This is a genomic window from Promicromonospora sp. NFX87, from assembly GCF_048564965.1.
GTDB lineage: Bacteria > Actinomycetota > Actinomycetes > Actinomycetales > Cellulomonadaceae > Promicromonospora.
The window spans coordinates 4389948-4414442 of record NZ_CP183413.1 but is presented as its reverse complement, the minus strand read 5'-3'; the positions used below and the strand labels follow the sequence as shown (position 1 = coordinate 4414442).

The window sequence follows — 24495 nt, the reverse complement described above, 5'->3', positions numbered from 1 at the left end:
CGGTAGCACTGTCGGTCGCCTGTCACATATAGGCTCGCCCGGCCGCAGCACCCACTGCTCGAAGGAGAGAAACGGTATGCACCTGGCCTCCGCCGAGGGCGTCTCCCGGAGCCGGTTCCAGGAGTGGACCGCACCCCTCGCGCCGTCCGAGGCGGTCAGCGCCACCGGCGGGCGACTGGTCGCAGGGCCCACGCACCTCAGCCGGGACGGCCGCCTGGTCATCCCCGTCTCCGGCGAGCTCCACTTCTCCCGCGTGCCCCGCTCCGACTGGGACCGCAGGCTCCGACTCATGCGCGCGGGTGGCGTGACGGCGGTCTCCACCTACGTCATCTGGATCCATCACGAGGCGGAGCGCGGGAAGGTGTCGTTCGACGGCGGCCTCGACGTCGCCGCGTTCGTCGACACGGCTCAGGCCGCGGGGCTGGATGTCGTCCTGCGCATCGGGCCGTGGGCCCACGGCGAGGTCCGCAACGGCGGCCTGCCCGACTGGGTGCAGGGCCTCGACGTCCGGCATCGCACCGACGATCCCGGCTATCTCGACGTCGTCCGCACCTGGTTCGGCGCGCTCGGCGCTCATCTGGCGGGCCGCGTGCGACCGGGCGGGCCGGTCGTGGCGGTGCAGATCGAGAACGAGCTCTACGACCAGCCCGGACACATCAGGACCCTGATCGGCATGGCCCGCGAGGCCGGGATCGAGGCGTCGATCTGGACGGCGACCGCCTGGGGCGGTGCCGAGCTGCCGGACGAGGTGGTCCCGCTGTACGGCGGGTACGGCGACGGGTTCTGGGTGCCGTCCGACCACCCGTGGGACGTCAGCTTCCGGGCGCACTACTTCTTCGGCCACGTCTGGGACGATCCCGGCATCGGCTCGGACCAGCGAGAGGAAGCCTCGGCGCCGCCGACGACGTCCGGGCACCGCGGACCGGCGGCGACCTGCGAGCTCGGGGGTGGCATGGCGGCGTCCTACCACCGGCGGCCCGTGCTCCGGCCCGCGGACATCGCGGCGATCGCCCACACCAAGATCGGCAACGGCTCGGTCTGGCAGGGCTACTACATGTACGCCGGCGGCAGCAACGTCTGGCGCGGCCCGGGCCTCCAGGAATCCCTCGCGACCGGGTACCCCAACGACCTCCCGGTGTTCGACTACGACTTCCACGCGCCGATCGGTGCGGCGGGTTCGAGGTCACCCTCGTTCGACCTGCTGCGCGACCAGCACGCGTTCCTCGCCGCCTTCGGTGACCGTGTCGCGACGATGTCGGCGTCGATGCCGGAGACGCTGCCCGCGGACCAGGACGACACGAGCACGTTGCGGTGGGCGCTGCGCAGCGACGGGACCAGCGGTTTCGTCGTGATCGGGCAGCACCAGCCGTACGTCGAGATGCGAGACGCCGACCCGACCCGGTTCGCCGTCGAGCTCACGGACCGCGTCGTCGAGTTCCCCGCTGCGCCCGTGACGGTCCCCGCGGGCACGACGGCGCGCTGGCCCGTGGGGCTGCGCCTCGCGGGCGCACCGGAGATCGAGTGGGCGACCGCCTCGGCGGTCACGATCCTCGACGACGACGGCGGCGACGGCGTCAAGCGGCCGACCCTCGTGCTCCGCGCGGAACGAGGCATCGACCCGACGCTGGCCTTCGCCGATCGCGAGGTGGAGGTCGTCGCGCGGACGGGAGCGGTCGCTCTTGCTGATGGCGCCTGGGCGGTCACGGCGGACGACAGTGCCCTGCTGGAGGTGCGCACCACCGGGGCGGCGCTCGACGTCCTCGTCCTCGGGCCGGACCGGGCGGCCCGGACCTGGGTGCTCGACCGCGGCGGCCGGCGCACGCTGCTGGTCGCGGACGACGATCTCTGGACCGCGGCGGACGGGTCGCTCACCGCGCGGACGACCGGCACGACGGCGGGTGCCGTCGAGCGCTGGGAACCGGCGTCGGGTCAGTTCGTGCGGCTCGCCGGCCCGGACGCCGAGCCGCGTTCGGGCGCGTGCGCCGTCGTCGCGGAACGTACGCCCGGCGAGGCACCCGCGAGCTACGGCGGCACCACCACACGCGGCGCGGCCCCGAGCCATGGCCTCGTGCGGCGGACGGGCGCCGTCTGGACCGTCGAGCTGCCCGCGTGGACGGCGGAGCCGGGCGTCGACGCCGTCCTCGACGTCGAATGGGCCGGCGACGTGGCGCTGCTCGAGGTCGACGGCACGGTCGTCGCCGACAGGTTCTGGGACGGCACGCCGTGGCGGCTCGACCTCGGGACGCTCGGCGCGCTGCCGGCCGAGCTGCGCCTCGTCGTGCTGCCCCTGCATCCGGACAACCCCGTCTGGCTGCCGACGGCGGCCGAGGCGCGACGACGCGAGACCGACGGGCAGCTCGCGGCGCTCGACTCGATCACCGTCACCGAGCGCATCACCTGGACGGCCGCACGGGAGTAGAGGGGGACCAGGAGGCCGTGGATACCGTCGGTTGAGGCGGCTTGGATGACCGCATGACCGTTTCGAAGAATGTCTCGTCCGTGCCCGAGCGAGCCGTCGATCTCGCTGCGGCCCGGGACCGCCACGGCGACCGTATCGACAGCATGCTGCGGGCGTTGCAGGTGGGCGACCCGCTCGCCGACGCCGTCGTCGTCGAGCTCGACGAGCTCGGCCGCCCAGCCCGCGCCGCGCTCCAGAAGGGCCTCACCGAGGGCCGGGCGAGCGTGCCGGACGCCCCGCCGGCCGTCGGCGCGCTGCTCGCCCATACCGAGACCGTGCCCGGCTGGGTCGCGCCCGAGCTGCTGGACGAGGGCGACCTGACCTCGCTCGCGGTGCCGCCGCACTGGCGCGGCCTAGCCTTTGCCGGTGGCTCGCTGGCCCACACCTACCGGTCGCCGTCGATCGCGCGACTGCTCGTGGGTACGGGCCGGCTCACCGCGACGGCGCCGCGTCGTCTTGCCGAGACCGGACTGTGGAACGCCTCGGTCGTCCTGCCTGGCGGCCTGCAGCGCGGCGCTCCTGGCTACGTGCAGACCGTGCAGGTCCGGCTGCTGCACGCCCGCGTGCGGGCCTCGGCCACGGCGCACGGCTGGGACACCGAGCGATGGGGCGTGCCCATCAACCAGGCCGACGTCGCGCGCACCTGGCTCGACTTCACCGTCGTACCCTTCACGTTCCTGGAGGCCATCGGGTACCGGCTCACCGGCCAGGAGCAGTCCCGCCTCTACCGCTACTGGTGGTACGTGGGTCACCTGCTGGGTCTGGACGAGGAGTTCTTCCTCGGCACGGAGAGCCACGAACAGGCCGGCGAGCTCCTCGACCTGCTCGACTCGACGTCCGCGGCACCGGACGAGAACAGCCGGGCGCTCGTCGGGGCGCTGTTCGACGCGGCGACCACCAACCTCGCCGCTCTGCCGCAGTCGCCGATGGACGCCGCGGGCTGGCGCGACCTGCTCAATGCCCTGGCCGGCCGCTATCACGGCGAGGCGGCCGCTGGGCTCGGCATCGCGGAGTCCCCGGTCACGCCCGTGCTGCCGCTCCTGGCGGCGGGGGAGGCGAAGGCGCGTCGCTACCAGCTGCAGGTTCCCGGAGCGGTGCAGGAGTCGGTGGAGGACGGCGTCCGGGCGTTCCGCGGCCTGGTCGCCGCCCTCGACGACGGCAGAGCCGCCTACCAGGACCACGTCGCGGCGACCTGAGCAAGCCATGACCTGAGCAAGCCATAGAGCAGGACGCCGGACGGCTCCGGACCACGTGATGGTCCGGAGCCGTTCCGCTGTCCGGTGGGCCTACAGGTGGTCGATCAGCTTGTCGAGCGTGATGGGCACGTCGCGCACCCGGATCCCGGTGGCGTTGTAGACGGCGTTGCCGATCGCGGCCGCCGAGCCGACCGTGCCGATCTCGCCGAGGCCCCGGGCGCCGAGGCTCTGGGTGCCGACGTCCTCGCTGCCGTCTCCGAGCAGTCCGGTGAGCACCGGGTCGGGCCGGTCGAGCATGACCACGTCGATGTCGGGGACGTCGGCGTTCACGGGCACGAGGTAGTCGGCCAGCGTGCTGTTCGCCAGACGGCCGGTGCGGAGCTCGAGGTGGTTCTCCTCCAGGAGGGCATGTCCGATGCCGAAGATGACGCCGCCGACGAGCTGGCTCCGGGCCGCCTTGGCGTTGATGACCCGGCCGACGTCGGCGACGGTGGTGAACCGGGTGACGCGGGTCTCGCCGGTGAACCGGTTGACGCGGACCTCGCAGAAGTGGGCACCGAAGCTGTGGTGCACGTATCCGGGGACGGGCTGGCCGCCCGGCGCGGACTCCATGTGGATGCCCGGCGACCCGATGGCGGTCAGCAGGCGGCCGAAGGTCATCGAGTGGCCGAGCCCGTGCAGGATGCCGCGCTCGTAGCGGAGGTCCTCGACCGCCGCTCCGTGCCAGGGCGACCGCTCCGCGGTGACGGCGGCCCGCTTGAGCTCGGCGATGACGTTCCGGGCGGCGTCCACGACCATCGGCACGGTGGCATGCGTGCCGCTGGAGCCGACCGCGGGTGCCCCCGGAGGCAGGGCGGTGTCACCGATCTCCGGGGTGACCCGCTGCACCGGGATGCCCAGGGCGTCGGCGCCGGTGACCGCCACCATGGTCCACGAGCCGGTGCCGAGGTCCGACGTGGCGGTGGACACCACAGCGGTGTCGTCGTTGCGCAGCTGGACCCGGACGACGACCCCGAGCCGGCGGTGTGCGGGATAGATGGCTGTGGCCATTCCTGCCCCGTACAGCCACTGTCCGTCGACGCGTGCGCGTGGCGTGGCGCTGCGCGCGGACCAGCCGAACCTCTCCGCGCCGACGCGGTAGCACTCCTCCAGGTGCTTGCTCGACCAGGGCAGGCCCGTGGAGGGGCTGGTGGCGGCGTTGTTACGCAGTCGCAGCGTGACCGGGTCGACGCCGGTGGCGACGGCCAGCTCGTCCATCGCCGTCTCCAGGGCGAAGGACCCGGGGGCCTCGTTGGGTCCGCGCATCGCCCGGCTCCCGGGGATGTCGAGGACGGCCAGCTGCGCGTCGACGTGCAGGTTCGGCGTGCGGTAGAGCGCGTCCGACGTGGAGTGGGCCGGAGTCATGGTGAAGGCCATGGTGCTCGGCCGCTCGGCGACGCTCCGGTGGCTGACGGCGTTGAGCACTCCCTGCCGGGAGGCGCCCAGCCGGACGGTCTGCGTGAGGTGCGAACGGTGGCCGGTCAGCGTGAACATCTGCTCCCGGGTGAGGACCAGCCGGACCGGCCGGCCGAGCTCCTTGGCCGCCGCGGCGGCCAGAGGTGTGTCGCTCCACAGGACGACGCGCGCGCCGAACCCGCCGCCCACGTACTTCGTGATCAGCTGGACGTTCTGCGGCAGGACGCCGAGCCGTTGGGCTATCCCGAGCGCGTACGCCGCTGGGATCTGCGCGCCGGCATGGATGGTCAGCTGGTCCCCGTGCCAGACGGCGAGGACCGCGTGCGGCTCCATCGCGGCCTGGTGCTGGATGTTCTGGTGGAACTCGGCCTCCACCACGACGTCGCTGGCGGCGAGCGCGGCGTCGATGGAGCCGACGCCGGGAGCCAGGATGTTGAGGCTGCTCGGCGCACCGCTGATGGTGGGGCCGGCCGGCACGCGCGGCTCGTCCGCGATCGAGGTGCGCGGCGGCTGGGTGTCATAGGTCGCGGTGACCAGCGCCGCGGCGTCGCGTGCCTGCTCGGGGGACTCGGCGACGACCATCGCGATGGCCTGGCCGTGAAAGTGGATCATGTCCGTGTTCAGCGGGAGGTAGTTCTCGGTGAAGCCGGCGGCCTGGCCGGTGGCCAGGTACAGCGGCAGGCGGCGATCCGGCGCGGTGTACACGCGCAGCACCCCGGGCGAGTCGAGCGCGGCCGCCGTGTCGAACCCGGTGACCTTGCCTCGGGCGATGGTGCTGGTGACGAGGTGGGCGTGGGTGAGGTCGGTGGCGCGGTAGTCACCGGAGTACTCGGCCGAGCCGGTGACCTTCAGCCTGCCGTCGACGCGGTCGGTCTCGCGTCCTACGGGGGAACGGGGCATCGTGACTCCTTCTAGCTGCTGTGGGTGAGCGGGCGCGGCGACAGGACGCTGCTGTCGATGACGTCGTGCTGGACGACGCCGCGGTGGATCGGCACCCCGGTGCTCAGCGGTACGCCGGAGCCGCCGTGCCGGTTCGCGACGATCTCCGCCGTGATCGACAGCGCGGTCTCCTGCGGGGTGCGGGCGCCGAGGTCGAGCCCGATGGGCGAGTGCAAGCGGTCGAGCTCGTGATCGCTCAGGCCTGCCTCACGGAGCCGGGCCAGGCGTTCCTCGTGGGTGCGGCGCGACCCCATGGCCCCGACGTACGCCACGGGCAGGCGCAGGGCGGTGGTGAGGAGCGGCAGGTCGAACTTGGGGTCATGGGTGAGCACGCACACGACGGTGCGCCGGTCGAGCAGCCCGGCCTCGGCCTGGGACCCGAGATAGCGGTGCGGCCACTCGACGACGACCTCCGCGTCCGGGAACCGCTCCGCGGTGGCGAACGTCGCCCGGGCGTCGCAGACGGTCACCCGGTAGCCGAGGAAGACGCCGAGCCGGGCCAGCGCGGCGGCGTGGTCGATGGCGCCGAAGACGAGCATCCGCGGGGCCGGGGCGCTGGACTCCACGAGCAGCGTCATGGGCTCCCGGCAGTAGCTGTCGGCCACCCCGATCTCGACGGTGCCGGTCCGCCCGGCATGCAGGAGCTCGGCCGCGTGGGTCGCGGCCACCTGCTCGAGCGGCCCGTCGCCGAGGGACCCCGTGACTGGCCCGCCTGGGCGCACGACAACCGCCGCGCCGAGGTGGGTGTCCGGGCCGCGGACGACCGTGGCCACGGCTGCCGGCCGGCCGGCGACGGCGTCCGCCAGCGCCTGCTCCAGCCATGGTTCGGCGGCCGGGTCGTGGTGCCGCAGGAGCAGCTCGATCGTGCCGCCGCAGGTCAGGCCGACGCCGATCGCGTCGGCGTCGGTGTACCCGAACCGCAGGACCTGGGGCCGGTGGTCCCCTGCCAGCATCTCGTGGCAGGCCTCGTGGACCGCGGCGTCGACGCAGCCGCCGGACACGTTGCCCAGCACCGCGCCCTCGGCGTCGACGACCAGGGACGAGCCGGGCTGCCGGGGTGCGCTGCCGTCCACGTGCGTGACGGTGGCGGTCACGAACGGGACCCGGCGGCGGGCCCGGTCGAGCAGCTCGGCGGCGAGCTCAAGCATGATCGCCGCCTGGACGGGGACCGTCGGACCGGTCGCTCATCAGGACCCCTGCAGCTCGGTCAGCGCGCGGACCAGCGTGCGGCGCAGCAGCGCGGGCTTGAACGCGTTGTGCTCGCGCGGCTCGGCGCCGTCCGCGGCACGGGTCACGGCGGCCTCGAACGTGGCGGAGGTGGCGGGCCGCCCGGTCAGGGCACGCTCGACGGCGGGCAGCCGCCAGGGCCTGGTCCCCACCCCGCCGACGGCGATCCGGGCGTGCGCGATGGTGGTGCCGCGCAGCTGGAGCGCGACGGCGGCAGAGGTGAGCGCGAACTCGTAGGACTGCCGGTCGCGGATCTTCAGGTAGAGCGAGTGCGCGGCCCAGGGGGAGCGGGGCACCGTGATGCCGGTGATGAGCTCGCCTGGGCGCAGCACGTTCTCGACGTCGGGCGTGCTGCCCGGCAGTGTGTAGAAGGTGTCGAGCGGCACGCTGCGGGTGCCGCGCGCCGAGGCCAGGTGCACCACGGTGCTCAGGGCCACCAGCGGGACGGCCAGGTCGCTGGGGTGGGCAGCGATGCAGGTGTCGCTGGTGCCGAGGACGGCGTGGCCGCGGTTGATCCCTTCCAGCGCCGAGCACCCGCTGCCCGGCTCGCGCTTGTTGCACGGCGTCGTGACGTCACGGAAGTAGCCGCACCGCGTGCGCTGCAGCAGGTTGCCTCCGATGCTCGCCATGTTGCGCAGCTGCGCCGACGCACTCAGCTCCAGCGCCTGCGCGACCATCGGGTAGTGCTCACGCACGGCGGCGTGGGCGGCGACGTCGCCCATCCGCTCCAGCGCACCGATGTGCACGCCCTTGCGGTCCAGGGTGATGCCGTCCAGCGGGAGCCCGTTGATGTCCACCACCCGTTCGGGGGTCATCACCTCGAGCTTCATCAGGTCCACCAGAGTCGTGCCGCCGGCGAGGAACGCCGTGTCCGGTCCAGCGCCCCGGACCGCCTCGCGCACCGTGCGCGCCTGGTCGAAGGTGTAGGGCCGCATCAGCGCATCACCTGCTGCGCGTCACGGATCGCGTCGACGATGCGGGGGTACGCGCTGCAGCGGCAGATGTTGCCCGACATGCGCTCGCGGATCTCATCGTCGGAACCGGCGGGGCCCTCGTCGTCGACCATCGCGACCGCGGACATGATCTGTCCGGGGGTGCAGAAGCCGCACTGCAGGCCGTCGTGGTCGATGAAGGCCTGCTGCATCGGGTGGAGCCGGTCGCCGTCGGCCAGGCCCTCGATGGTGGTGACCTGGTGGCCGGTCGTCGCGGCGGCCAGGGTGAGGCAGGACAGCACGCGCCGCCCGTCGACATGGACGGTGCAGGCGCCGCACTGGCCCCGGTCGCAGCCCTTCTTCGTGCCCTTGAGGTCCAGCCGCTCGCGGAGCGTGTCGAGCAGCGTGGCCCGGGGGTCGACCAGCACCGTGACCGGTGCGCCGTTGACAGCGGCCCGCACCAGCACCTGTGCCACGTCGTCCGCGGTGGCGGAGGCCGCCGCCTCTGCCTCGGCCGTCGCGTTCAGCAGTGGTGTCACGGCGGCGGCGACCAAACCGCCGCCCAGGAAGCTCCGCCGGGACACACCCGAACGGCCGTGTCCCGCATCGTTGTCTGGATTCATCGAGTCTCTCCTGGCTGGTCGCGGCTTCGGGCAGGGAAGGACAGCGCCGTGACCATCCGCGTGGTCTCCGGGCTCGGTGCTGGTCCCAGGTTGGACACCGGGGCGAACGACATCCAGGACCTGTCGATCCGACCCTGACCAGCGCGAGAGCAGGTCACGAGACAGACCTCGCTCGACGTCGAGGCTTCGAACCCGCAGGGCTCGGTCCACGAGACGACCATCGGCGCCTGCCTGGTCGGATCCGCGGCCCGGGACCCATGAGGTTCCGCGCGGTCCGATGCTCGAGCACGCCGCTCAAGCGACCGAACGGCTCACTGGTGCGTGAGCAGGGCCTCGGGCGTGATGGGCAGGTCGCGGACGCGGCGTCCTGTCGCGTTGAAGACGGCGTTGACGATCGCGGGTGCCACGCCGACCTGCACGACCTCGCCGAGCCCCTTGACGCCGATCGGGGCTGCCTCGTTGTCCACGCTGTCGACGTAGATCGCGCGGATGTCGGTCGTGTCCGCGTTGGTCGGTACCAGGTAGTCGGCGAGGTTCGCGTTCATGATCCGGCCGTCACGCGGATCGGTGACGGTGTGCTCCAGCAGCGCCTGTCCCAGGCCGCCGATCATGCCACCGAGGGCCTGGCTGTCGGCGAGCTTGGGGTTGACGATGCGGCCCGCGTCGAAGACCCCGAGCATCCGCCGGACCCGGACGATCCCGAGCCGGGCATCGACGGCGACCTCGGCGAAGACCGCGCTGTAGGCGTACATCGAGTACCGGATCTCCTCGGGCGGCTCGTAGCCACCGACCGCCTCGAGATGGGTCCGGCCGTTGCGCGCCAGGAGCTGCTGATAGGTCTCACCACGACGCGGGTCCTCCCGGGTGTGCAGCCACCCGCGCCGTACGAGGACCTCGTCCACGGGTGCGCCGTGCAACGGTGACCGTTCGTCGCCGACTGCGAGGGCGATCGCCTTGCGGCGCAGCCTGTCGCAGGTCGCCTGGACGGCGGAACCCACGCTCGCCATGGTCCAGGCGAGCGCGTGCACGGGGGCCGGGGGCATCGTGGAGTCGCCGAGCTGGAACTGCACGCTCCACATGGGCAGGCCGAGGGCGTCGGCGGCCACCTGCGCCATCGACGTCGTCGTGCCCGGGCCCATGTCGCTGCTCGCCGAACGGACGACGACGGTCCCGTCGGCGCCGAGCCGGGCGTGCGCCTGAGCGGGGGCGCTCTCGGCCGGGTAGGCCCCGGCCGCCATACCCATACCGATCAGCCAGTCGCCCTCGCGCACGGTCCCCGGGCGGGGGCTGCGCCGGTGCCAGCCGAACTCGCGCATGCCGGTCGTGTAGCACTCGTGGAGCCGTCGGGTGGAGAACGGCTGACCGGTCGCGGGATCGTCCGCGGGCTCGTTCCGGATCCGCAGCTCGATCGGGTCGATGCCGAGCTCGTGCGCCAGCTCGTCCAGCGAGGTCTCCAGGGCGGTCGCGGTGGTGGACCACCCTGGGCCACGCATCCACGTCGGCGTGTTGATGTCGAGGGGAACGAGCCGCACCTCCTGCCGGAAGTTCGGCGTGTCGTAGAGCATCCGGCCCAGTGCGAGGTCGTCCGAGTGGCGCTCGTAGCCGGACGTCTCGCCCCGTACGTCGTGGACGACGGCGGTCAGCCGGCCGTCCCGCTCGCTGCCCAGGCGCACGCCGTACTCGTAGGCCGGGCGGAACCCGACACCGAAGTAGAGCTGCCTCCTGCTCAGGACGAGCTTGACCGGGCGACGGAGCTCACGGGCCGCCAGCGCCGCCGCTACCGAGTGGACCCAGGTGCGTCCGGAGTTGCCGAACGCTCCGCCGACGAAGCGCGAGTAGCACCGCACGGCGGCCTGGGGGATCCCGAAGACCGCCGCGAGCTCGTTCCTGGGGTCGGCGACCCACTGGGTCTTCTCCCAGACGGTGAGCCGGTCGCGGTCCCAGCGCGCCACTATCGCGTGCGGTTCCATCGCGTTGTGATGGTTCCGGGCCATCCGGTAGGTCATCTCCAGCCGCACCGGGGCCGCCGCGAGCGCGGCCGCGGCATCGCCGCGGGCGTAGACGTCGGGCTCGTGGGCGGGTGCCGTCGTGAGGTCGAGCCGCGGGGGCTCGGCGTCGTAGGTGACCTCGATGAGACGCGCGGCGTGCCGCGCCGCCTCCGGTGTCGTGGCGACGACGACGGCGACGGGCTGTCCGAAGAACCGGACGCGGTCGTCCTGGAAGGCGCGCAGCCGCTCGCCGGGCGGGTGGATCGAGTCGGGGAACGTGTTGTCCCGGTAGGGCAGCCGGGGCGCGTTGCCGTGGTGGATCACGGTGAGGACGTCCGGGACGGCCAGGGCGGTGCGGGTGTTGATGCCGGTGATCCTTCCCCGGCCGACTGTGGCGTCCACGAGCACCGCGTGCACGATTCCGTCGATGCCGTCCGCGGGGCCGTGGTCCGCGGCGAAACGGGCCTGGCCGGTCACCTTGAGGCGTCCGTCGACGCGGGACCGCGGCGAGCCGACCGCCGCCTGGGGCTGTCGTGCGGACCGCGGATCTGGCTGTGGGGTCATGCGCGCTCTCCTACGATGCGGAGCTGGCGTTCGACGGTGCGTCGCAGCAGCTCGGTCTTGAAACCGTTGTGGACCAGTGGCCGGGCGCCCTCGGTGGCTCGTTCGGCAGCCTGTGCCCAGAGGCGGGGTGACGGACGTCTGCCGACGAGGTACCGCTCGACAGCCGGGAGCTTCCAGGGAACGGTGCCCACCCCGCCGGCGGCGACCTTGGCGGTGTGGATCACGCCGCCCCTGATGTGCAGCGCGACGGCGGCGGAGGTGAGCGCGAACTCGTAGCTCTCCCGGTCGCGCACCTTCAGGTACCCGGACCGCAGCGGCCGTGGGAGCGGGGGTATCTCGACGGCGACGATCAGCTCGCCGGGCCGGAGGTCCTGCTCCCGGTCGGGCGTGTCGCCGGGCGGCAGCAGGAAGTCACCGATCGGTGTCGCCCGTCGTCCCTCCGGACCGAGCAGGTGCACGGTGGCCTCGAGCGCCGTCAGGACGACAGCCAGGTCGGAGGGGTGGGTGGCGACGCAGTGCTCGGAGGTCCCGAGGATGGCGTGGGTGCGGTTGTAGCCCTCCAGGGCCGAGCAGCCCGAACCCGGCTCGCGCCGGTTGCAGGGCGCCGAGACGTCGCGGAAGTACGCGCATCGCGTGCGCTGCATGACGTTGCCGCCGATGGTGGCCATGTTGCGCAGCTGCGCCGAGGCACTCAGCTCCAGCGCCTGCGCGACGGCGGGGTAGGTCGTCCGCACCACGGGGTGCGCGGCGACGTCCGCCATGCGGGCGAGTGCTCCGAGACGGAGGCCGCCTCCTGGCGTGGCACTGACGTCGGACAGGGGCAGGCCGGCGATGTCGATGAGGGCGCCCGGGCGCTCGACCGTCTCGCGCATGAGGTCGACGAGGGTGGTGCCACCGGCGATGTACCGGCCGCCGCGCCCGCCGGCCACTATCGCGTCGTGGACGGAGGCCGCTCTGGTGTAGATGAAGGGGAACATGCTGCTCACCTCCCGCCCGTCGCGGTCTGGGCGACCGCACGGACGATCTTGACGTAGCACCCGCACCGGCAGATGTTGCCGCTCATCCACTCCCGGATCTCTTCCGCGGACCCGGTGTGCCCCTCCCGGATGCAGGCCACGCCCGACATGATCTGGCCGGGCGTGCAGAAACCGCACTGGAGGGCGTCCTGCTCGATGAACGCTCGCTGCAGCGGGTGCAGGTCGCCGTCCGGCGCGAGGCCCTCGATGGTCGTGACCTGCGCGCCGTCGAGCCTCGCCGCGAAGGTGAGGCAGGCGTTGACCCGGCGGCCGTCGACATGGACCGTGCAGGCCCCGCAGGCACCGGCGTCGCAACCCTTCTTGGTCCCGGTCAGATCCAGCCGCTCGCGCAGCAGGTCGAGCAGGGAGGTCCGGTTGTCGACGACCAGCGACTGGCGGCGGCCGTTGAGAAGGAAGGAGACCCGGGTAGCCGTGCCGTCCCCGGGTTCGGGCGCCAGGTCTTCGGTGGCGGATACCGGGCGGGTGCCGGTTGCGGTCACCCCGGCGGCGACGGCGGCTCCCGTCGCGGTGCCCGTGGCGGCGATGAAGGTTCGTCTGGTCAGCCGGGAGGTTGGTCCTACTCCTGGTTGGGGCACTGGCTCCGGTACATCGGTAGACATGTCGACCTCGCTCGGTCTCTCGTCGTGACGGCTGGTAAACTAGACCGTACCGTTTACTTCTGAGTCGGACAAGGCCCGGTAGGGGAGCGCACGTCTCCCTGGTGGACGGTTCGGTCCCCCTACCTCCACGATCGGAGGCCGCCGTCCGCGCGGAACGGCCCGCCGAGTAAACTCCGTCGTACCGGATCTCGATCACGACGGAGGCAGGTCGGTGGCACGTCGCGGGGAAGAGCTCAAGGAACACATCCTGTGGTCCGCCAAGGACGTGTTCCTCGAGCTGGGCTTCGAGCGCACCTCCATGGACGTGGTCGCCGCGCGCGCCTCCACGTCCAAGAGGTCTCTCTACGCACACTTCCCGAGCAAGGACCTCCTGTTCCGCGCGGTGTTCGATCTGGCGCGCACGATGTACCTCAACCGTCTCAAGACCCCTGACACGTACAGCCAGGACGCCACCGAGGCGGTGACGGTGTACTGCGCACGTTTTCTCCAGCTCCTCCTGCGTGAGCCGGCGCTGCGCACCTGCCGGATGGGGATCGCGGAGGCCGAACGCCTCCCCGAAGCGTCGAGCCAGTACCACGACGCCATCTTCCGCACATCCCAGGACCGCCTCGCGGCGTTCATCACGGAGCAGTTCCGGATCCAGGAGCCAGCCTCCGCTGAGCTGGCGACCGACCTGCTCGGCCGCTCACTCCACCCTCGCTTCTTCCAGGCCTTGTTCGGCGTCGAGAAGCCGCTGCCGGTGGGTTCCGACGAGGACTCGCTGCACACCGACGTCGACGTGGACCGCATCCGGGGCTTCGTCACGACGCTCCTGCCGACCCCCTAGGACGCCTGGAGCTGCCGCACGACGAGGTGCCGCGGCCGGCTGACTGACGAGCAGAGCACCCTTCCGCCTCGGCTCGGCCATCCACGGATCGCAAGGTCCTGGATGCCGACGTCGTGCCGCGCGAGCCTTGCCGGGTCACGCCCACCCAGCTGAGGAACGGGGCACGCTCGTCGCCCTCGCCCGGCGCCCACACCAGGAGAGTTCCCGACATGACACGCACACCAGGTGAGAACGGTCCCGTCGAAATCGAGAAGAAGGGACTGTCCCGCCGTTCCTTCGTTCGACTGGTCGGGGTCGGTGTGGGCGTCGCGGTCGTCGGCGGCGGCACGGCTGCCGTGATGGCGAACCGGCCGGAGATGTCCTCGCGTCAGCAGGGTCTGCCGAGAATCCCCGAGTGGACGGCGGCTGACGTCCCCTCGCTGCAGGGGCTCTCGGCGCTCGTCACGGGCGGCAACGGCTATCCCGTGGAGGATCGGAGCGGCTTGGGTTTCCACAACGCCCTCGAGCTTGCCCGCGCGGGCGCCGAGGTGACGATCGCGTCCCGGAACCGGGAACGGGGCGCGGAAGCGGTCCGGCGCATCAGGGCCGACGTCCCCGGTGCCTCGATCCGCTTCGAGACGCTCGACCTTGCCGACCTCGCATCGGTCGCTGGGTTCGCGGACCGTATGCGCGCTGCACGGACGAGCCTGGATCTTCTCGTCAACAACGCCGCTGACGGGGGGCAGGCGGTCCGCCAGGTGAGCGCCGACGGGTTCGAGCGGGTTCTGGCCACGAACACCATCGGTCACTTCGCGTTGACCGCCCGGCTGCTGCCTCTGCTGCGCGCGGCTGATGCGCCGCGGGTCGTCTGGGTCTCCAGCCTTCGCGCCGGCACCGCGGCGATCAACTTCGACGACCTGCAGGCGGAGCGCGAGTACGACTACGGGGCGGCCTACAGCAACTCCAAGCTCGCCAACCTCATGCTCGCCTTCGAGATGCAGAGGCGCAGCAGGGCACAGGGCTGGGGCATCTCGTCCATAGCGGCCCACCCCGGCGTCGCCCGTACCAACCTGATCCCGGACGGCCCCGGCCCGGACAGCACGGAGGGGCGCAACCACAGATACATGCCTTTCCTGTACCAGCCAGGCGCCCAGGGTGCTCTGCCGACCCTGTATGCGGCGACATCGCCGCAGGCCGAGGCCGGCGCCTACTACGGCCCCGCCGGGTTCATGGAGCTGAGCGGTCTACCCGCCTGGGCCGGCATACCTCAACAGGCCGAGGACCAGCAGGTCGCGGCCAGGCTGTGGACCACGCTCGAGGACCTTGGCCAGGTCACCTTCGGGCGGGTGGGCTGACACCGTGGAGACTTTCACGCTGAATGACGGCAACCAGATCCCGAAGGTCGGCATCGGCCTGAACCAGGTTCGTTCCGCCGACGTCGGCCCTGTGCTGGCTCGCGCGTTCGAGGTCGGCTACCGCTCGGTGGACACCGCCAACACGTACCTGAACGAGCGCGCCGTCGGCCGGGCAGTCCGGGACAGCGGCCTGCCGCGGGACGAGATCTACCTGACCACGAAGGTGTGGTCGACCGAGTCCGGGTACACGAGAATGTCGGCCGCGATCGACCGCACGCTCGAGCGGCTCGACACCGACTACCTGGACCTCTTGCTGGTACACCAGCAGTACGGCGACTACAACGGTTCCTGGAAGGCGATGGAGGACGCCGTCGGAGCGGGCAAGGTGCGCTCGATCGGCATCAGCAACTTCAACCGTCGGAGACTGACCGATCTCATCAGCAGGGCGACAGTGCTGCCCGCCGTCGCCCAGATCGAACGCCATCCCTACTTCCAGCAGCGCGAGCAGAAGGAGTTCCTCGAGCAGTTCGGGACGGTCGTGGGGGGCTGGTTCCCGCTCGGACGCGGCAACCGGGAGCTGCTCGCGGAACCGCTCTTCGCCGAGCTGGGCCGGAAGTACGGGAAGTCGCCCGCGCAGGTCATCCTGCGGTGGCACCTCCAGGGCGACACGATCGTCATCCCCGGGTCCACCGACCCGGCCCACATCCGGTCGAACCTCGAGCTGTTCGACTTCACCCTGACCGCCCAGGAGATGGACCGGATCGCCGTCATGGACAAGAACGAGCGGTTCCACAACCTGCCCGAGCCCGTCGAGCGGATCATCTTCCAGAGCATGCGGATGGACTACGACAAGCGCCAGCGCTGAGGCGCCCCGGCGTCGGCGGCGTCGACGCGGGATGCCCCCATCTGCATACGACACGTATCGCAGATGGGGGCCATGGCGGGAGCGTCTCGGGGACCCGCCTCACACCGCCGAGATGGCCGTCCTGGTCAGCTGCTCCGAGACGGCCCAGACGCGTGCGGCCTCGTCGGCGCTGAGCAGCGGGGAGTACAGCCGCTGCTCGGCCGGCGAGCCGCTGGTGTTGCCGAACCCGCTGGGGCTGTACAGCGTGCCGGGCTTGGCCTGGGGGTCGGTCGCCGCCAGGAGCGCGGGCAGCGCCGCTGTCTCGACGGTGCCGGCGAGGATGCCGCGGGCCGAGAGCCAGCGGATCATCCGGCGTCCGGCGGTCTCCTGCGCGCGACCCAGCTCGGGGCGTGCGGCGAGCAGGTTGGTTGGTGCGACGCCGGGGTGGGAGAGATTGCTCGTGATGCCCCACCCGTGGGCCCTGCTGCGGCGCTCCAGCTCCAGGCCGAAGAGCCCGAAGGCGATCTTGGACTGGCTGTAGGCGCGCATCCCGTCGTAGCCGCGTTCCCAGTTCAGGTCGTCCCAGTTGATGACGCCCCTGCGGGCGGCGACGCTGACCTGCGAGGTCACGCGTGCACCGCCCGCGCGCAGGAGCGGCATCAGGTGCGCGACGAGAGCGAAGTGGCCCAGGTGGTTGGTGCCGAGCTGGAGCTCGAACCCGTCGGCGGTGGTCTGGCGGTCGGGCGGGGTCATGACACCGGCGTTGTTGATCAGGAGGTGGATGGGTTCGCCCTCGGCGCGCAGGGTCTCGCCGAGGGCGGCGACGGAGGCGAGGGAGGACAGCTCGAGGCTGCGCAGCGAGACGTTCGCGCCGGGCACCGACCGCTTGACCGTGGCGATCGCTGCCTCACCCTTGGCCGGGTTCCGGACGGGGATGACGACCTCGGCCCCCGCCGCGGCAAGCCGCCGGGCCATGACCAGGCCCATGCCGTCGCTCGCCCCGGTGACGACGGCGCGCTTGCCGGTCAGGTCGGGGATGGTGATGTCGGTGGGTGTGCGGGACATAGTTCGCTCCTTGATGTCGTGCGGTTGTCCCCACACTCCTTGATCGCCGGCTCGTTATTCAGGGCCTGTCGATCCGCCCCTGGCCCATCAGCTGCGGACCTGGGCGCGGGGCCGGTCCGATGAAGCGGGGACGTCGTGGCTCTCGGCGATCCCGCTGAGCACCTCGGCGGCGGCGAGCTCGTCGCGTGCGGCGAGCCGGTCGAAGCCGTCCACGGCCGGGTAGACGTAGCGGCCCAGCGTCGCGATGAGGACCGCGCCGACCACGAGCACGCCCATCAGGACAGGTATGACCGGGTCGTAGGAGCCGAGCTGGTCGTAGCCGAGCCCGAGGAGCAGCGGCCCTACGGCGCTGCCGAGGATGAACATGGCCTGGACCGGTCCGATGATCTGGCCGAAGTTGCGCATGCCGAGGTACCGGGTGATGAGCAGGGCGAGCAGGTCGCCCTCGATGCCGAACGCGACGCCGATGAACGCGACCGCGAGGGCGGCGGTCGAGAACGGCGGCTCGAGGAAGAACATCCCGGCGATGGGGGCGAGGATGACGATCGGCCCGACGACGGAGCCGTGGACGCGGTCGATGACGATGCCGCCGGCGACGCGGCCCACGAGCGACGCCAGACCGAAGATGACGAGCAGCCGGCCCGCTTGGTCGTTGCTCAGGCCGCGGTCGGTCATCATCGGCACGAGATGGACCTGGAGCCCGATGATCACGACGCCGACCATGCCGAGGCCGAGCGCGATGCCCCAGAACTGGCGGGTGCGCAGCGCCTGGCCGAAGGTCAGGCCGGGGAGCTCGAGGCTGACGTCGCGGTCTCCGACGTGCGTCTCCTGGACGAGTCGTCCGCGCACGTGCTGCTCGGCGCGGCCCCGGACGAACAAGGTGATCATCGTGACGGACACGAGGCCGGCGATGAGCGCCATGTAGCCGTAGGTCTGCCGCCAGCCGACGTTCTCGATGAGCGCTCCGGCCAGCACGGGGCCCAGCGCGGCGCCGAGGCCGATGATGCCCGTGACGATGCCGACGGCGAGCGCGCGGTTGTTGTCGAACCAGCTCACGACGACCCGGGTGGCGGGGATCGCTGTCCCGCCCCCGAAGAACCCGACGAAGAAGCACGGGACGAAGTAGACGGCCTCGACCGGCGGGACCAGGCCGATGGCGGCCATCGAGGCGGCGAACAGCACGAAGCTCGGTACGAGGATGTACCGGGCGGCGTACCGGTCCACGAGCCGGCTGACGATGACCAGGCCGATGACCATGCCGACGGCGGCGACCGAGTACGCGCCGGTGACGGTCGTGCGGCTGAACCCGGTCTCCTCGACGATCGGCAGGACGAACAGGCCGGTGGTGGCCAGGTACATCGGTGGGCCGACGGCGTTGGCCGTGCCGGCACCGACGACCACCCACCAGGGGCTTCGGCGTCGGGCGTCGGTCGGGGTGACAGAACTCATGCGGCTTCTCCTGCGGCTCGGCTCGTGGGGGTCGCGGTGGTCGGCTGTGCGGTCATGCGGACGGGAAGGAGGTCTTCGTCAGCTCCTCGGAGACCTGCCAGACGCGGGCGGCCTCGGTGAGGCTGTGCAGCGGCCGGTGCATCCGCTGCTCGGCGGGCGCACCACCCAGGGTGCCAGGGCCGCTGGGCCCGTACAGGGTGCCGGGCTTGGCGGCAGGGTCGGTCGCGGCCATGAGGGCGGGCAGCATGGCGGTCTCGAGGGTGCCCAGCAGGATGCCGTGCTCCGAGAGCCAGCGGATCCGCCGGATGTGGGGCGTGTCCTCGCTGCGGCCGAGCTCGGGGCGGGCGGCCAGGAGGCTGGTGGGGGCGACCCCGGGGTGGGAGAGGTTGCTGGTGACGCCCCAGCCGTTGGCCCTGCTGCGACGCTCCAGCTCCAGGGCGAACAGCCCGAACGCGATCTTGGACTGGCGGTACGCGTGCATGACGTTGTACGAACGCTCCCAGTTCAGGTCGGGCCAGTTGATGGAGCCGCTCGACGACGCGACGCTGACCTGGGAGGTCACCCGGGCGCGCCCGGCACGAAGCAGGGGCAGCAGGTGGGCGACCAGGGCGAAGTGGCCCAGGTGGTTGGTGCCGAGCTGCAGCTCGAACCCGTCGACAGTGGTCAGCCGCTGCGGCGGCCGCATCACGCCCGCGTTGTTGATCAGGAGATGGATCGGCCGCCCCTCCTTGCGCAGCGTGTCGCCCAGGGCCGCCACGGACTGCAGCGACGCCAGGTCGAGGTCGCACAGCGAGACCTTCGCGCCGGGGGCGGCGCGGTTGATCCTGGTGATGGCGGCCTCGCCCTTGGCCTTGTTGCGCACGGGCATGATGACCTCCGCGCCCGCGGCAGCCAGACGCCCGGCCATGCCCAGGCCCATGCCGTCGCTGGCGCCGGTGACCAGCGCGCGCTTGCCGGTCAGGTCAGGGATGGTGATGTCGATCGGTGTGCGTGGCATCGCTCTGCTCCTTGGAGTCGTCAGGGGCCGTTCGTCGGCCATGGCCCTGATCCTTGGCGGACGGCGCAGGCCTATCCAGGGCCTCCCGATCACAGGCTCGCGAGGTCACGGCTCACCCCGGTATCGGTGGGCCGGGCCCAAGGGGGGATCGCCGGGCCGTGGCTACGGCGCTCCGCACGGGATAGAAACGAGGCTGTACTTCAAGAAAAGGGGAGCGTCATGATCGATCGCACGGGGCTCGCGAGCTTTCTCCGCAACCGGCGTGAGGCACTGCAGCCGGAGGACGTGGGCATGCCCCGCGGCCAGCGGCGCAGGACCAGCGGGCTACGGCGCGAGGAGGTCGCGACGCTGTGCAACATGTCGGCCGACTACTACGCGCGGCTGGAGCGGGAGCGCGGGCCGCAGCCGTCGCAGCAGATGCTCGCCTCGATCGCGCAGGGGCTGCACCTGTCGATCGACGAACGCGACCACCTGTTCCGGCTCGCCGGGCACAACCCGCCCCCCAGGGGAACCTCCAGCGAGCACATCAACCCCGGGCTGCTGCGCATCCTCGACCGCTTGGAGGACACTCCCGCGGAGATCGTCACCGAGCTCGGCGAGACGCTGCGGCAGACCCCGATGGGTGTAGCCCTCACCGGCGACACGACCCGGTTCACCGGGCCCGCCCGCAGCATGGGCTACCGGTGGTTCACCGATCCGAGCGCCCGGGACATCTACGCCCCCGAGGAGCACGCGTTCCTGACGCGGATGTATGCCGCCGGCCTGCGCGGGCTCGTCACCCTCCGCGGCCCCGGCTCCCGTGCCGCCTACCTGGCCGACCTGCTCCTGGACAGCAGCGAGGAGTTCCGGCGCGTGTGGGACGACCACGAGATCGGGATACACCCCCATGAGGTGAAGCACTTCGTCCACCCCGAGGTCGGCGCCCTGGAGCTCAACTGCCAGCGGCTGGTCGATCCCGGCCAGGCCCACTCCCTGATGGTCTACACCGCCGTCCCGGGCACCGAGAGCTACGAGAAGCTGCAGGTCCTGTCCGTCATCGGCGCGCAGTCGCTGCGCTGACCCACCTCCGGCAAACCACACCCAGCACACCGCATCAGACCAGGAGGGGCTCGTGCCCACCAACCGCATCGCACTCGTCACCGGAGCCAACCAGGGCATGGGCAAACAGGTCGCGAAGGAGCTGGTCGCCGACGGGGTCACCGTGTTCGTCGGATCCCGCGACCTCGCCCGCGGTGAGAAGGCAGCCGCCGAGATCGGCGACGGCGCCGTCGCGCTCCAGCTGGACGTGACCGACGGAGCCTCGGTCACCAGGGCCGCCGCGCGGATCCAGGAGGAGGCGGGCCGCCTCGACCTGCTCGTCAACAACGCCGCCGTCTCAAGCACCCGCACCGGCGTCCAGGACATGGCGGAGCTCCGCGCGCTGGCGCAGCCCGGCGTCGTCCCCCTCGACGAGGTGCGGGCCGTCTGGGAGGTGAACGTCCTCGGCGTGCTGGCGGTGTACCAGGCCATGCTGCCGCTGCTGCGCAGGTCGTCGGACGCGCGCATCGTGAACGTCACGAGTGCGCAGGGCTCGCTGACGATCATGGCCGACCCCGCCCTGCCGTTCCACAAGACCTTCGAACCGGTCTACTCGGCGTCGAAGACCGCGCTGAACGCCATGACGCTGTCCATGATGATCGAGCTGGAGGAGACCGACATCAAGGTCAACCTGGTCTCGCCAGGCTTCGCGAACACCGCCCTGGTCCACTTCCAGGGGACGGAGTCGGTCGAGGACGCCTGCCGGGAGGTGGTGCGCGTCGCCCGTCTCGGGCCGGACGGCCCGACCGGTACCTTCACGAGCTGGGACGGTGCGGACCTCCCGTGGTGACAGCCGCCTGACGTCTGCCGGCGCGGGAACGAGGTCGATCCGAACTGGTTCCTGTCCGGACTCCACATCTCGGCGCCGGGCGGCGTCTCAAGGGGGTAAGCACATCCCACCAACTGGAGGTCCACGTGACCAGCACCCCCAGCACTCCCCGCACCGCCCGCTCCAAGACCCTCCGCCTCACCGCGATCGGCGTAGCGGCCACCGGCCTGTGCCTCGGCGGCGCCGGGATGGTCGCCACGGCCAACCCCGCCTCGGCCTTCGGCCAGGTGGTCGGCACGGCAGTGCACGCCGCCGGCGTCGACTGGTCCGACATGCCCGCCGGCTACACCCAGGCGCAGTACGAGGCATTCTGGGCCGCCGAGTACAGCGGCGAGGACCTCGCCGAGCTGCAGGAGCTCTGGTCGCTCGGCGAGACCGAGACCAAGTCCCGCGCCGGCCAGATGCTCCTGGACGGCGAGGCGCTCCCGTTCGAGCCCGGCACGCACACCACCCCCGAGCTCCCGGCGGACGAGCAGGCGGCGATCCTCGCGTTCTTCGAGGCCGGATACTCGTCCGAGGACGTCGAGACGCTCAACGACCTGTGGGACACCGAGCACGTCGAGACCAAGGCCCGCGCCGGCCAGATGATCCTGGACGGCGAGGAGCTGCCCATCGGCCCCGCCACCTCGGCCACCAGCTGATCCTGTGCGCCCGGCACCGCTGACGACTCGCCAGGAGGCGACCATCAACACCCTCACGTCGCGTATCGGCTTCGAGATCGAGCTGCTCGCACCCGCCGGCTCCGACCGGCGGGCGCTCGCGGACGCCCTTGCGGCCCGGAGCGGCGGCCGGGTGCGCCGGTCGTTCCATACCGACAGCGAGCCGTCGCCGGTGCCGGGCGTCGGGGTGTTCCGGCACCTGTCGCCCGCGTTCGACGTGGTCGACAGTGCCGGCGCCCCGGTGGCGCGGCTCGTCGACGACATCACCATCGTGTCCGACCTGGCCGGGGCGACCACTCGTGGCCACCGCGGCTGGTACCGCGTGCTGTGCGACGAGCCGCGCCTGCTGCGCCTGATCGAGCGGCACACCGACCCCGAAGCGGCCCTGCCCGACGTCCTGACCCCCGTCGCCGAGCTCTTCGGCACCCGGGTCGAGCTGAAGGGCGGGGCGGCCCGGGTGAACGACGCGACGGGCGCCACCATCGCCGTCGCGATGCCGCTGCCCGCGGGGCGCGAGCGGCCCTGCGAGGTGGTCACCCCACCAATCACCCAGGGCCACTGGCGGCATCTCGACGACCTGCTCGCTCCCGCGCGGGACCTCGGGTTCACGGTTCCGGCGGAGGCCGCGGTCCACCTGCACCTCGACGGCGCGGCCTTCCGGCGGACGGCGTCGTTCGCCAACCTGGTCCGGCTGTTCGGGCACTGGCGCGAACCCTTGTGGGAGGCGCTGGGCACCAACGGGGCGTGCCGCAGGCTCGCTCCGCTGCCCGCCGAGCTGCTCCAGCTCGTGGAGCGGGACGGCCTGTCCTGGGCCGAGCTGGGTACCGCCGCGCGCGGCATCGGCCTGACGAAGTACGCCGACGTCAACCTCACGCAGCTGGTCGCCCCCCAGCCGGTGCGCGACACGGTGGAGGTGCGCATCCTGCCCGGTGCGCTGGACGCGTCGGATGTCGTCCCGAGGGCAGCGCTCGTCGAGCGCCTGATGCGGAGGTGTCTCGACGACGCCCCGGTCCCGCGGCCCGACGGCGGGGCGGCGCACGATCCCGTGGGCGCCCTGCTCGAGCTGGCGTCGAGGGGTGCCGCTCGATGACGATCTGGGTGGAGGCCTCCGGGCCGGCGAGCGCGCCCACCCCGCGGGTAGGCGCGCCGGTACCCGGGCGCGGCGCGGACGGCACCGGCTCGGCCGGCACGCTCGACGAGCTGGTGCGGACGCATCTGCCGGGCCTGATCCGCTACGCGACGGTGCTCGTCGGGGACCAGCACACCGCCGCCGACCTGGTCCAGGAGGTGCTGCTGCGGGCGCACCAGCGCTGGCGGCGGATCGCCCTGACGGAACGTCCGGACCTGTACCTGAGGCGCATGGTCACCAACGAGCACCTCTCGTGGCGGCGGCGCTGGCACGTCCGCATGATCCGGCCCACGGCAGACGAGACCCTGGTCGGTCACGCGGGCACCGGCGGGGACCCCGCGGAGCGCCTCGCCCAGGAGGACGCCATGTGGCACCGTCTGGAACAGCTGCCGCCGCGCCAGCGCACGGTGCTCGTGCTGCGGTACTACGAAGGACTGGCGGACGCCGAGATCGCGACGGTGCTCGGCACGTCGTCCGCCACCGTCCGTTCGCACGCCTCGCGCGCCCTGACCACGCTCCGGAAGACCGACCTGAACCACATGGAGACGCGATGACCAAGGACCGTCCCGCCGGTACGCCGGCGCCCGGACCCCGGCCGGGGGGCAGCGGCCGGCACGACGACCTCACCGAGCTGGTCGCCGCCGCCCTGCGTTCGCGTGAGCCCGACGCCGCTGCCACCGCCGCCACCGCTCAGCGCATCGCCGCCCAGGTCGAGGCGGCCGACGGCCGGAGCGGAGTCGTCACCCCGTTCGCCCGGCGCGCCGGCACCATCGCGGTCACCGGCGTCATCGCGTCGGCCCTCGGCGTGGTCGGTGCGGGCGCCGCCGCCGCGGCGAACCCCTTCTCGGGCTTCGCCGTAGCGGTCGACGGCGTCGCGCAGGCGGTGGGTGTCGAGTGGTCCGCCATGCCCGACGGCTACACGCGCGAGCAGCACGACGCGTTCTGGGGCGCCGAGTACTCGGCGGGGGACCTGGAGGAGCTCTGCGAGCTGTGGAACGTCGAAGCGCTGGAAGCCAAGGCCCGCGCCGGCCAGATGATCCTCGACGGCGAGACCCTCCCGGTGGCGCCGGGCACGTCCGCGCCAGAAGACCCGCCCTACCTGCGGCTGGACGCCCAGGAGGCCCTCCTGGAGGCCGGGGTCACGTACGAGGACGCCGAGCAGCTCGCCGAGCTGTGGCAGGTCGACCCGGTCGAGGCGAAGGTGCGCGCCGGGGACATGCTGCTCCGGGGCGAGGAGCTTCCGCTGCCCTGACCCGGCGGCGGTTCGC

21 protein-coding genes are annotated in these 24495 nt (G+C 72.1%); 11 read left to right on the top strand and 10 right to left on the bottom strand.

The window, feature by feature from the left end; genetic code table 11:
* Nucleotides 1-76 precede the first annotated feature (76 nt).
* Together ACNYC2_RS19765 and ACNYC2_RS19760 are read left to right on the top strand one after the other, a co-directional pair.
* Nucleotides 77-2419: a beta-galactosidase gene (locus tag ACNYC2_RS19765; protein ID WP_419703431.1), complete on the top strand. Its 2343-nt coding sequence runs from the start codon at nucleotides 77-79 to the stop codon at nucleotides 2417-2419.
* A 53-nt stretch (nucleotides 2420-2472) separates the two neighbouring features.
* A complete protein-coding gene (locus ACNYC2_RS19760; RefSeq protein ID WP_419703430.1) occupies nucleotides 2473-3654 on the top strand; it encodes an oxygenase MpaB family protein in 1182 nt (393 codons plus the stop codon).
* Nucleotides 3655-3744: 90 nt separating this feature from the next.
* Here the strand turns inward: ACNYC2_RS19760 and ACNYC2_RS19755 are convergent, their stop codons facing one another.
* The 7 genes from ACNYC2_RS19755 to ACNYC2_RS19725 all read right to left on the bottom strand — a co-directional run bounded on the left by ACNYC2_RS19755 (nucleotide 3745) and on the right by ACNYC2_RS19725 (nucleotide 13018).
* Nucleotides 3745-6009, bottom strand: coding sequence for a xanthine dehydrogenase family protein molybdopterin-binding subunit (locus ACNYC2_RS19755; protein WP_419703429.1), 2265 nt, complete (start codon nucleotides 6007-6009; stop codon nucleotides 3745-3747).
* An 11-nt stretch (nucleotides 6010-6020) separates the two neighbouring features.
* Entirely contained in the window at nucleotides 6021-7196 is a 1176-nt protein-coding gene (locus tag ACNYC2_RS19750; RefSeq protein ID WP_419703428.1) for an XdhC family protein, read from the bottom strand.
* A 39-nt stretch (nucleotides 7197-7235) separates the two neighbouring features.
* On the bottom strand, nucleotides 7236-8210 hold the full coding sequence (locus ACNYC2_RS19745) for an FAD binding domain-containing protein (protein ID WP_419703427.1): 975 nt from the start codon (nucleotides 8208-8210) through the stop codon (nucleotides 7236-7238).
* Nucleotides 8210-8830 (bottom strand): (2Fe-2S)-binding protein, encoded by a 621-nt coding sequence (locus ACNYC2_RS19740; protein ID WP_419703426.1) that lies wholly within the window; start codon nucleotides 8828-8830, stop codon nucleotides 8210-8212. The genes ACNYC2_RS19745 and ACNYC2_RS19740 overlap by 1 nt, the downstream gene beginning before the upstream one ends.
* A 311-nt stretch (nucleotides 8831-9141) precedes the next feature.
* Nucleotides 9142-11382 carry a xanthine dehydrogenase family protein molybdopterin-binding subunit gene (locus ACNYC2_RS19735; protein ID WP_419703425.1) on the bottom strand — a complete coding sequence of 747 codons (2241 nt, stop codon included), beginning with the start codon at nucleotides 11380-11382 and terminating at the stop codon, nucleotides 9142-9144.
* Complete coding sequence (locus ACNYC2_RS19730; RefSeq protein WP_419703424.1) at nucleotides 11379-12359, bottom strand: FAD binding domain-containing protein; 981 nt, start codon at nucleotides 12357-12359, stop codon at nucleotides 11379-11381. The genes ACNYC2_RS19735 and ACNYC2_RS19730 overlap by 4 nt, the downstream gene beginning before the upstream one ends.
* 5 nt (nucleotides 12360-12364) lie before the next feature.
* A complete protein-coding gene (locus tag ACNYC2_RS19725) occupies nucleotides 12365-13018 on the bottom strand; it encodes a (2Fe-2S)-binding protein (RefSeq protein ID WP_419703423.1) in 654 nt (217 codons plus the stop codon).
* Nucleotides 13019-13229: 211 nt separating this feature from the next.
* On the opposite strand from ACNYC2_RS19725, the gene ACNYC2_RS19720 reads away from it, so the two are divergent.
* The 3 genes from ACNYC2_RS19720 to ACNYC2_RS19710 all read left to right on the top strand — a co-directional run bounded on the left by ACNYC2_RS19720 (nucleotide 13230) and on the right by ACNYC2_RS19710 (nucleotide 16043).
* Entirely contained in the window at nucleotides 13230-13844 is a 615-nt protein-coding gene (locus tag ACNYC2_RS19720) for a TetR/AcrR family transcriptional regulator (RefSeq protein WP_419703422.1), read from the top strand.
* Nucleotides 13845-14053: 209 nt separating this feature from the next.
* Nucleotides 14054-15178 carry an SDR family oxidoreductase gene (locus ACNYC2_RS19715; protein ID WP_419703421.1) on the top strand — a complete coding sequence of 375 codons (1125 nt, stop codon included), beginning with the start codon at nucleotides 14054-14056 and terminating at the stop codon, nucleotides 15176-15178.
* A gap of 4 nt (nucleotides 15179-15182) precedes the next feature.
* Nucleotides 15183-16043 carry an aldo/keto reductase gene (locus ACNYC2_RS19710; protein ID WP_419703420.1) on the top strand — a complete coding sequence of 287 codons (861 nt, stop codon included), beginning with the start codon at nucleotides 15183-15185 and terminating at the stop codon, nucleotides 16041-16043.
* A 99-nt stretch (nucleotides 16044-16142) separates the two neighbouring features.
* Here the strand turns inward: ACNYC2_RS19710 and ACNYC2_RS19705 are convergent, their stop codons facing one another.
* From ACNYC2_RS19705 to ACNYC2_RS19695, 3 genes are all read right to left on the bottom strand, one after another.
* A complete protein-coding gene (locus tag ACNYC2_RS19705) occupies nucleotides 16143-17087 on the bottom strand; it encodes an SDR family oxidoreductase (protein WP_419703419.1) in 945 nt (314 codons plus the stop codon).
* 87 nt (nucleotides 17088-17174) lie between these two features.
* The gene (locus tag ACNYC2_RS19700) at nucleotides 17175-18536 is read right to left on the bottom strand and encodes an MFS transporter (protein ID WP_419703418.1); all 1362 of its coding nucleotides are present in this window, start codon (nucleotides 18534-18536) and stop codon (nucleotides 17175-17177) included.
* Nucleotides 18537-18588: 52 nt separating this feature from the next.
* The gene (locus ACNYC2_RS19695) at nucleotides 18589-19533 is read right to left on the bottom strand and encodes an SDR family oxidoreductase (RefSeq protein ID WP_419703417.1); all 945 of its coding nucleotides are present in this window, start codon (nucleotides 19531-19533) and stop codon (nucleotides 18589-18591) included.
* Nucleotides 19534-19752: 219 nt separating this feature from the next.
* Here ACNYC2_RS19695 and ACNYC2_RS19690 point away from each other — a divergent pair, with 219 nt between their 5' ends.
* From ACNYC2_RS19690 to ACNYC2_RS19665, 6 genes are all read left to right on the top strand, one after another.
* Complete coding sequence (locus tag ACNYC2_RS19690; protein WP_419703416.1) at nucleotides 19753-20592, top strand: helix-turn-helix transcriptional regulator; 840 nt, start codon at nucleotides 19753-19755, stop codon at nucleotides 20590-20592.
* Nucleotides 20593-20644: 52 nt separating this feature from the next.
* Nucleotides 20645-21400: an SDR family NAD(P)-dependent oxidoreductase gene (locus ACNYC2_RS19685; protein ID WP_419703415.1), complete on the top strand. Its 756-nt coding sequence runs from the start codon at nucleotides 20645-20647 to the stop codon at nucleotides 21398-21400.
* Between the two features lie 125 nt (nucleotides 21401-21525).
* Complete coding sequence (locus ACNYC2_RS19680; protein ID WP_419703414.1) at nucleotides 21526-22080, top strand: hypothetical protein; 555 nt, start codon at nucleotides 21526-21528, stop codon at nucleotides 22078-22080.
* A 4-nt stretch (nucleotides 22081-22084) separates the two neighbouring features.
* Entirely contained in the window at nucleotides 22085-23188 is a 1104-nt protein-coding gene (locus ACNYC2_RS19675) for an amidoligase family protein (RefSeq protein ID WP_419703413.1), read from the top strand.
* Nucleotides 23185-23781: an RNA polymerase sigma factor gene (locus ACNYC2_RS19670; RefSeq protein ID WP_419703412.1), complete on the top strand. Its 597-nt coding sequence runs from the start codon at nucleotides 23185-23187 to the stop codon at nucleotides 23779-23781. Before ACNYC2_RS19675 ends, ACNYC2_RS19670 begins: the two co-directional genes overlap by 4 nt.
* Nucleotides 23778-24479, top strand: a complete 702-nt coding sequence (locus ACNYC2_RS19665) for a hypothetical protein (RefSeq protein WP_419703411.1) — start codon at nucleotides 23778-23780, stop codon at nucleotides 24477-24479. Before ACNYC2_RS19670 ends, ACNYC2_RS19665 begins: the two co-directional genes overlap by 4 nt.
* Nucleotides 24480-24495: the final 16 nt, after the last annotated feature.

Coding starts and splice junctions, on each gene's coding strand:
- ACNYC2_RS19765 (WP_419703431.1), top strand. CDS start 77: ATGCACCTGGCCTCCGCCGAGGGCGTCTCCCGGAGCCGGTTCCAGGAG.
- ACNYC2_RS19760 (WP_419703430.1), top strand. CDS start 2,473: ATGACCGTTTCGAAGAATGTCTCGTCCGTGCCCGAGCGAGCCGTCGAT.
- ACNYC2_RS19755 (WP_419703429.1), bottom strand. CDS start 6,009: ATGCCCCGTTCCCCCGTAGGACGCGAGACCGACCGCGTCGACGGCAGG.
- ACNYC2_RS19750 (WP_419703428.1), bottom strand. CDS start 7,196: ATGCTTGAGCTCGCCGCCGAGCTGCTCGACCGGGCCCGCCGCCGGGTC.
- ACNYC2_RS19745 (WP_419703427.1), bottom strand. CDS start 8,210: ATGCGGCCCTACACCTTCGACCAGGCGCGCACGGTGCGCGAGGCGGTC.
- ACNYC2_RS19740 (WP_419703426.1), bottom strand. CDS start 8,830: ATGAATCCAGACAACGATGCGGGACACGGCCGTTCGGGTGTGTCCCGG.
- ACNYC2_RS19735 (WP_419703425.1), bottom strand. CDS start 11,382: ATGACCCCACAGCCAGATCCGCGGTCCGCACGACAGCCCCAGGCGGCG.
- ACNYC2_RS19730 (WP_419703424.1), bottom strand. CDS start 12,359: ATGTTCCCCTTCATCTACACCAGAGCGGCCTCCGTCCACGACGCGATA.
- ACNYC2_RS19725 (WP_419703423.1), bottom strand. CDS start 13,018: ATGTCTACCGATGTACCGGAGCCAGTGCCCCAACCAGGAGTAGGACCA.
- ACNYC2_RS19715 (WP_419703421.1), top strand. CDS start 14,054: ATGACACGCACACCAGGTGAGAACGGTCCCGTCGAAATCGAGAAGAAG.
- ACNYC2_RS19705 (WP_419703419.1), bottom strand. CDS start 17,087: ATGTCCCGCACACCCACCGACATCACCATCCCCGACCTGACCGGCAAG.
- ACNYC2_RS19700 (WP_419703418.1), bottom strand. CDS start 18,536: ATGAGTTCTGTCACCCCGACCGACGCCCGACGCCGAAGCCCCTGGTGG.
- ACNYC2_RS19695 (WP_419703417.1), bottom strand. CDS start 19,533: ATGCCACGCACACCGATCGACATCACCATCCCTGACCTGACCGGCAAG.
- ACNYC2_RS19690 (WP_419703416.1), top strand. CDS start 19,753: ATGATCGATCGCACGGGGCTCGCGAGCTTTCTCCGCAACCGGCGTGAG.
- ACNYC2_RS19670 (WP_419703412.1), top strand. CDS start 23,185: ATGACGATCTGGGTGGAGGCCTCCGGGCCGGCGAGCGCGCCCACCCCG.
- ACNYC2_RS19665 (WP_419703411.1), top strand. CDS start 23,778: ATGACCAAGGACCGTCCCGCCGGTACGCCGGCGCCCGGACCCCGGCCG.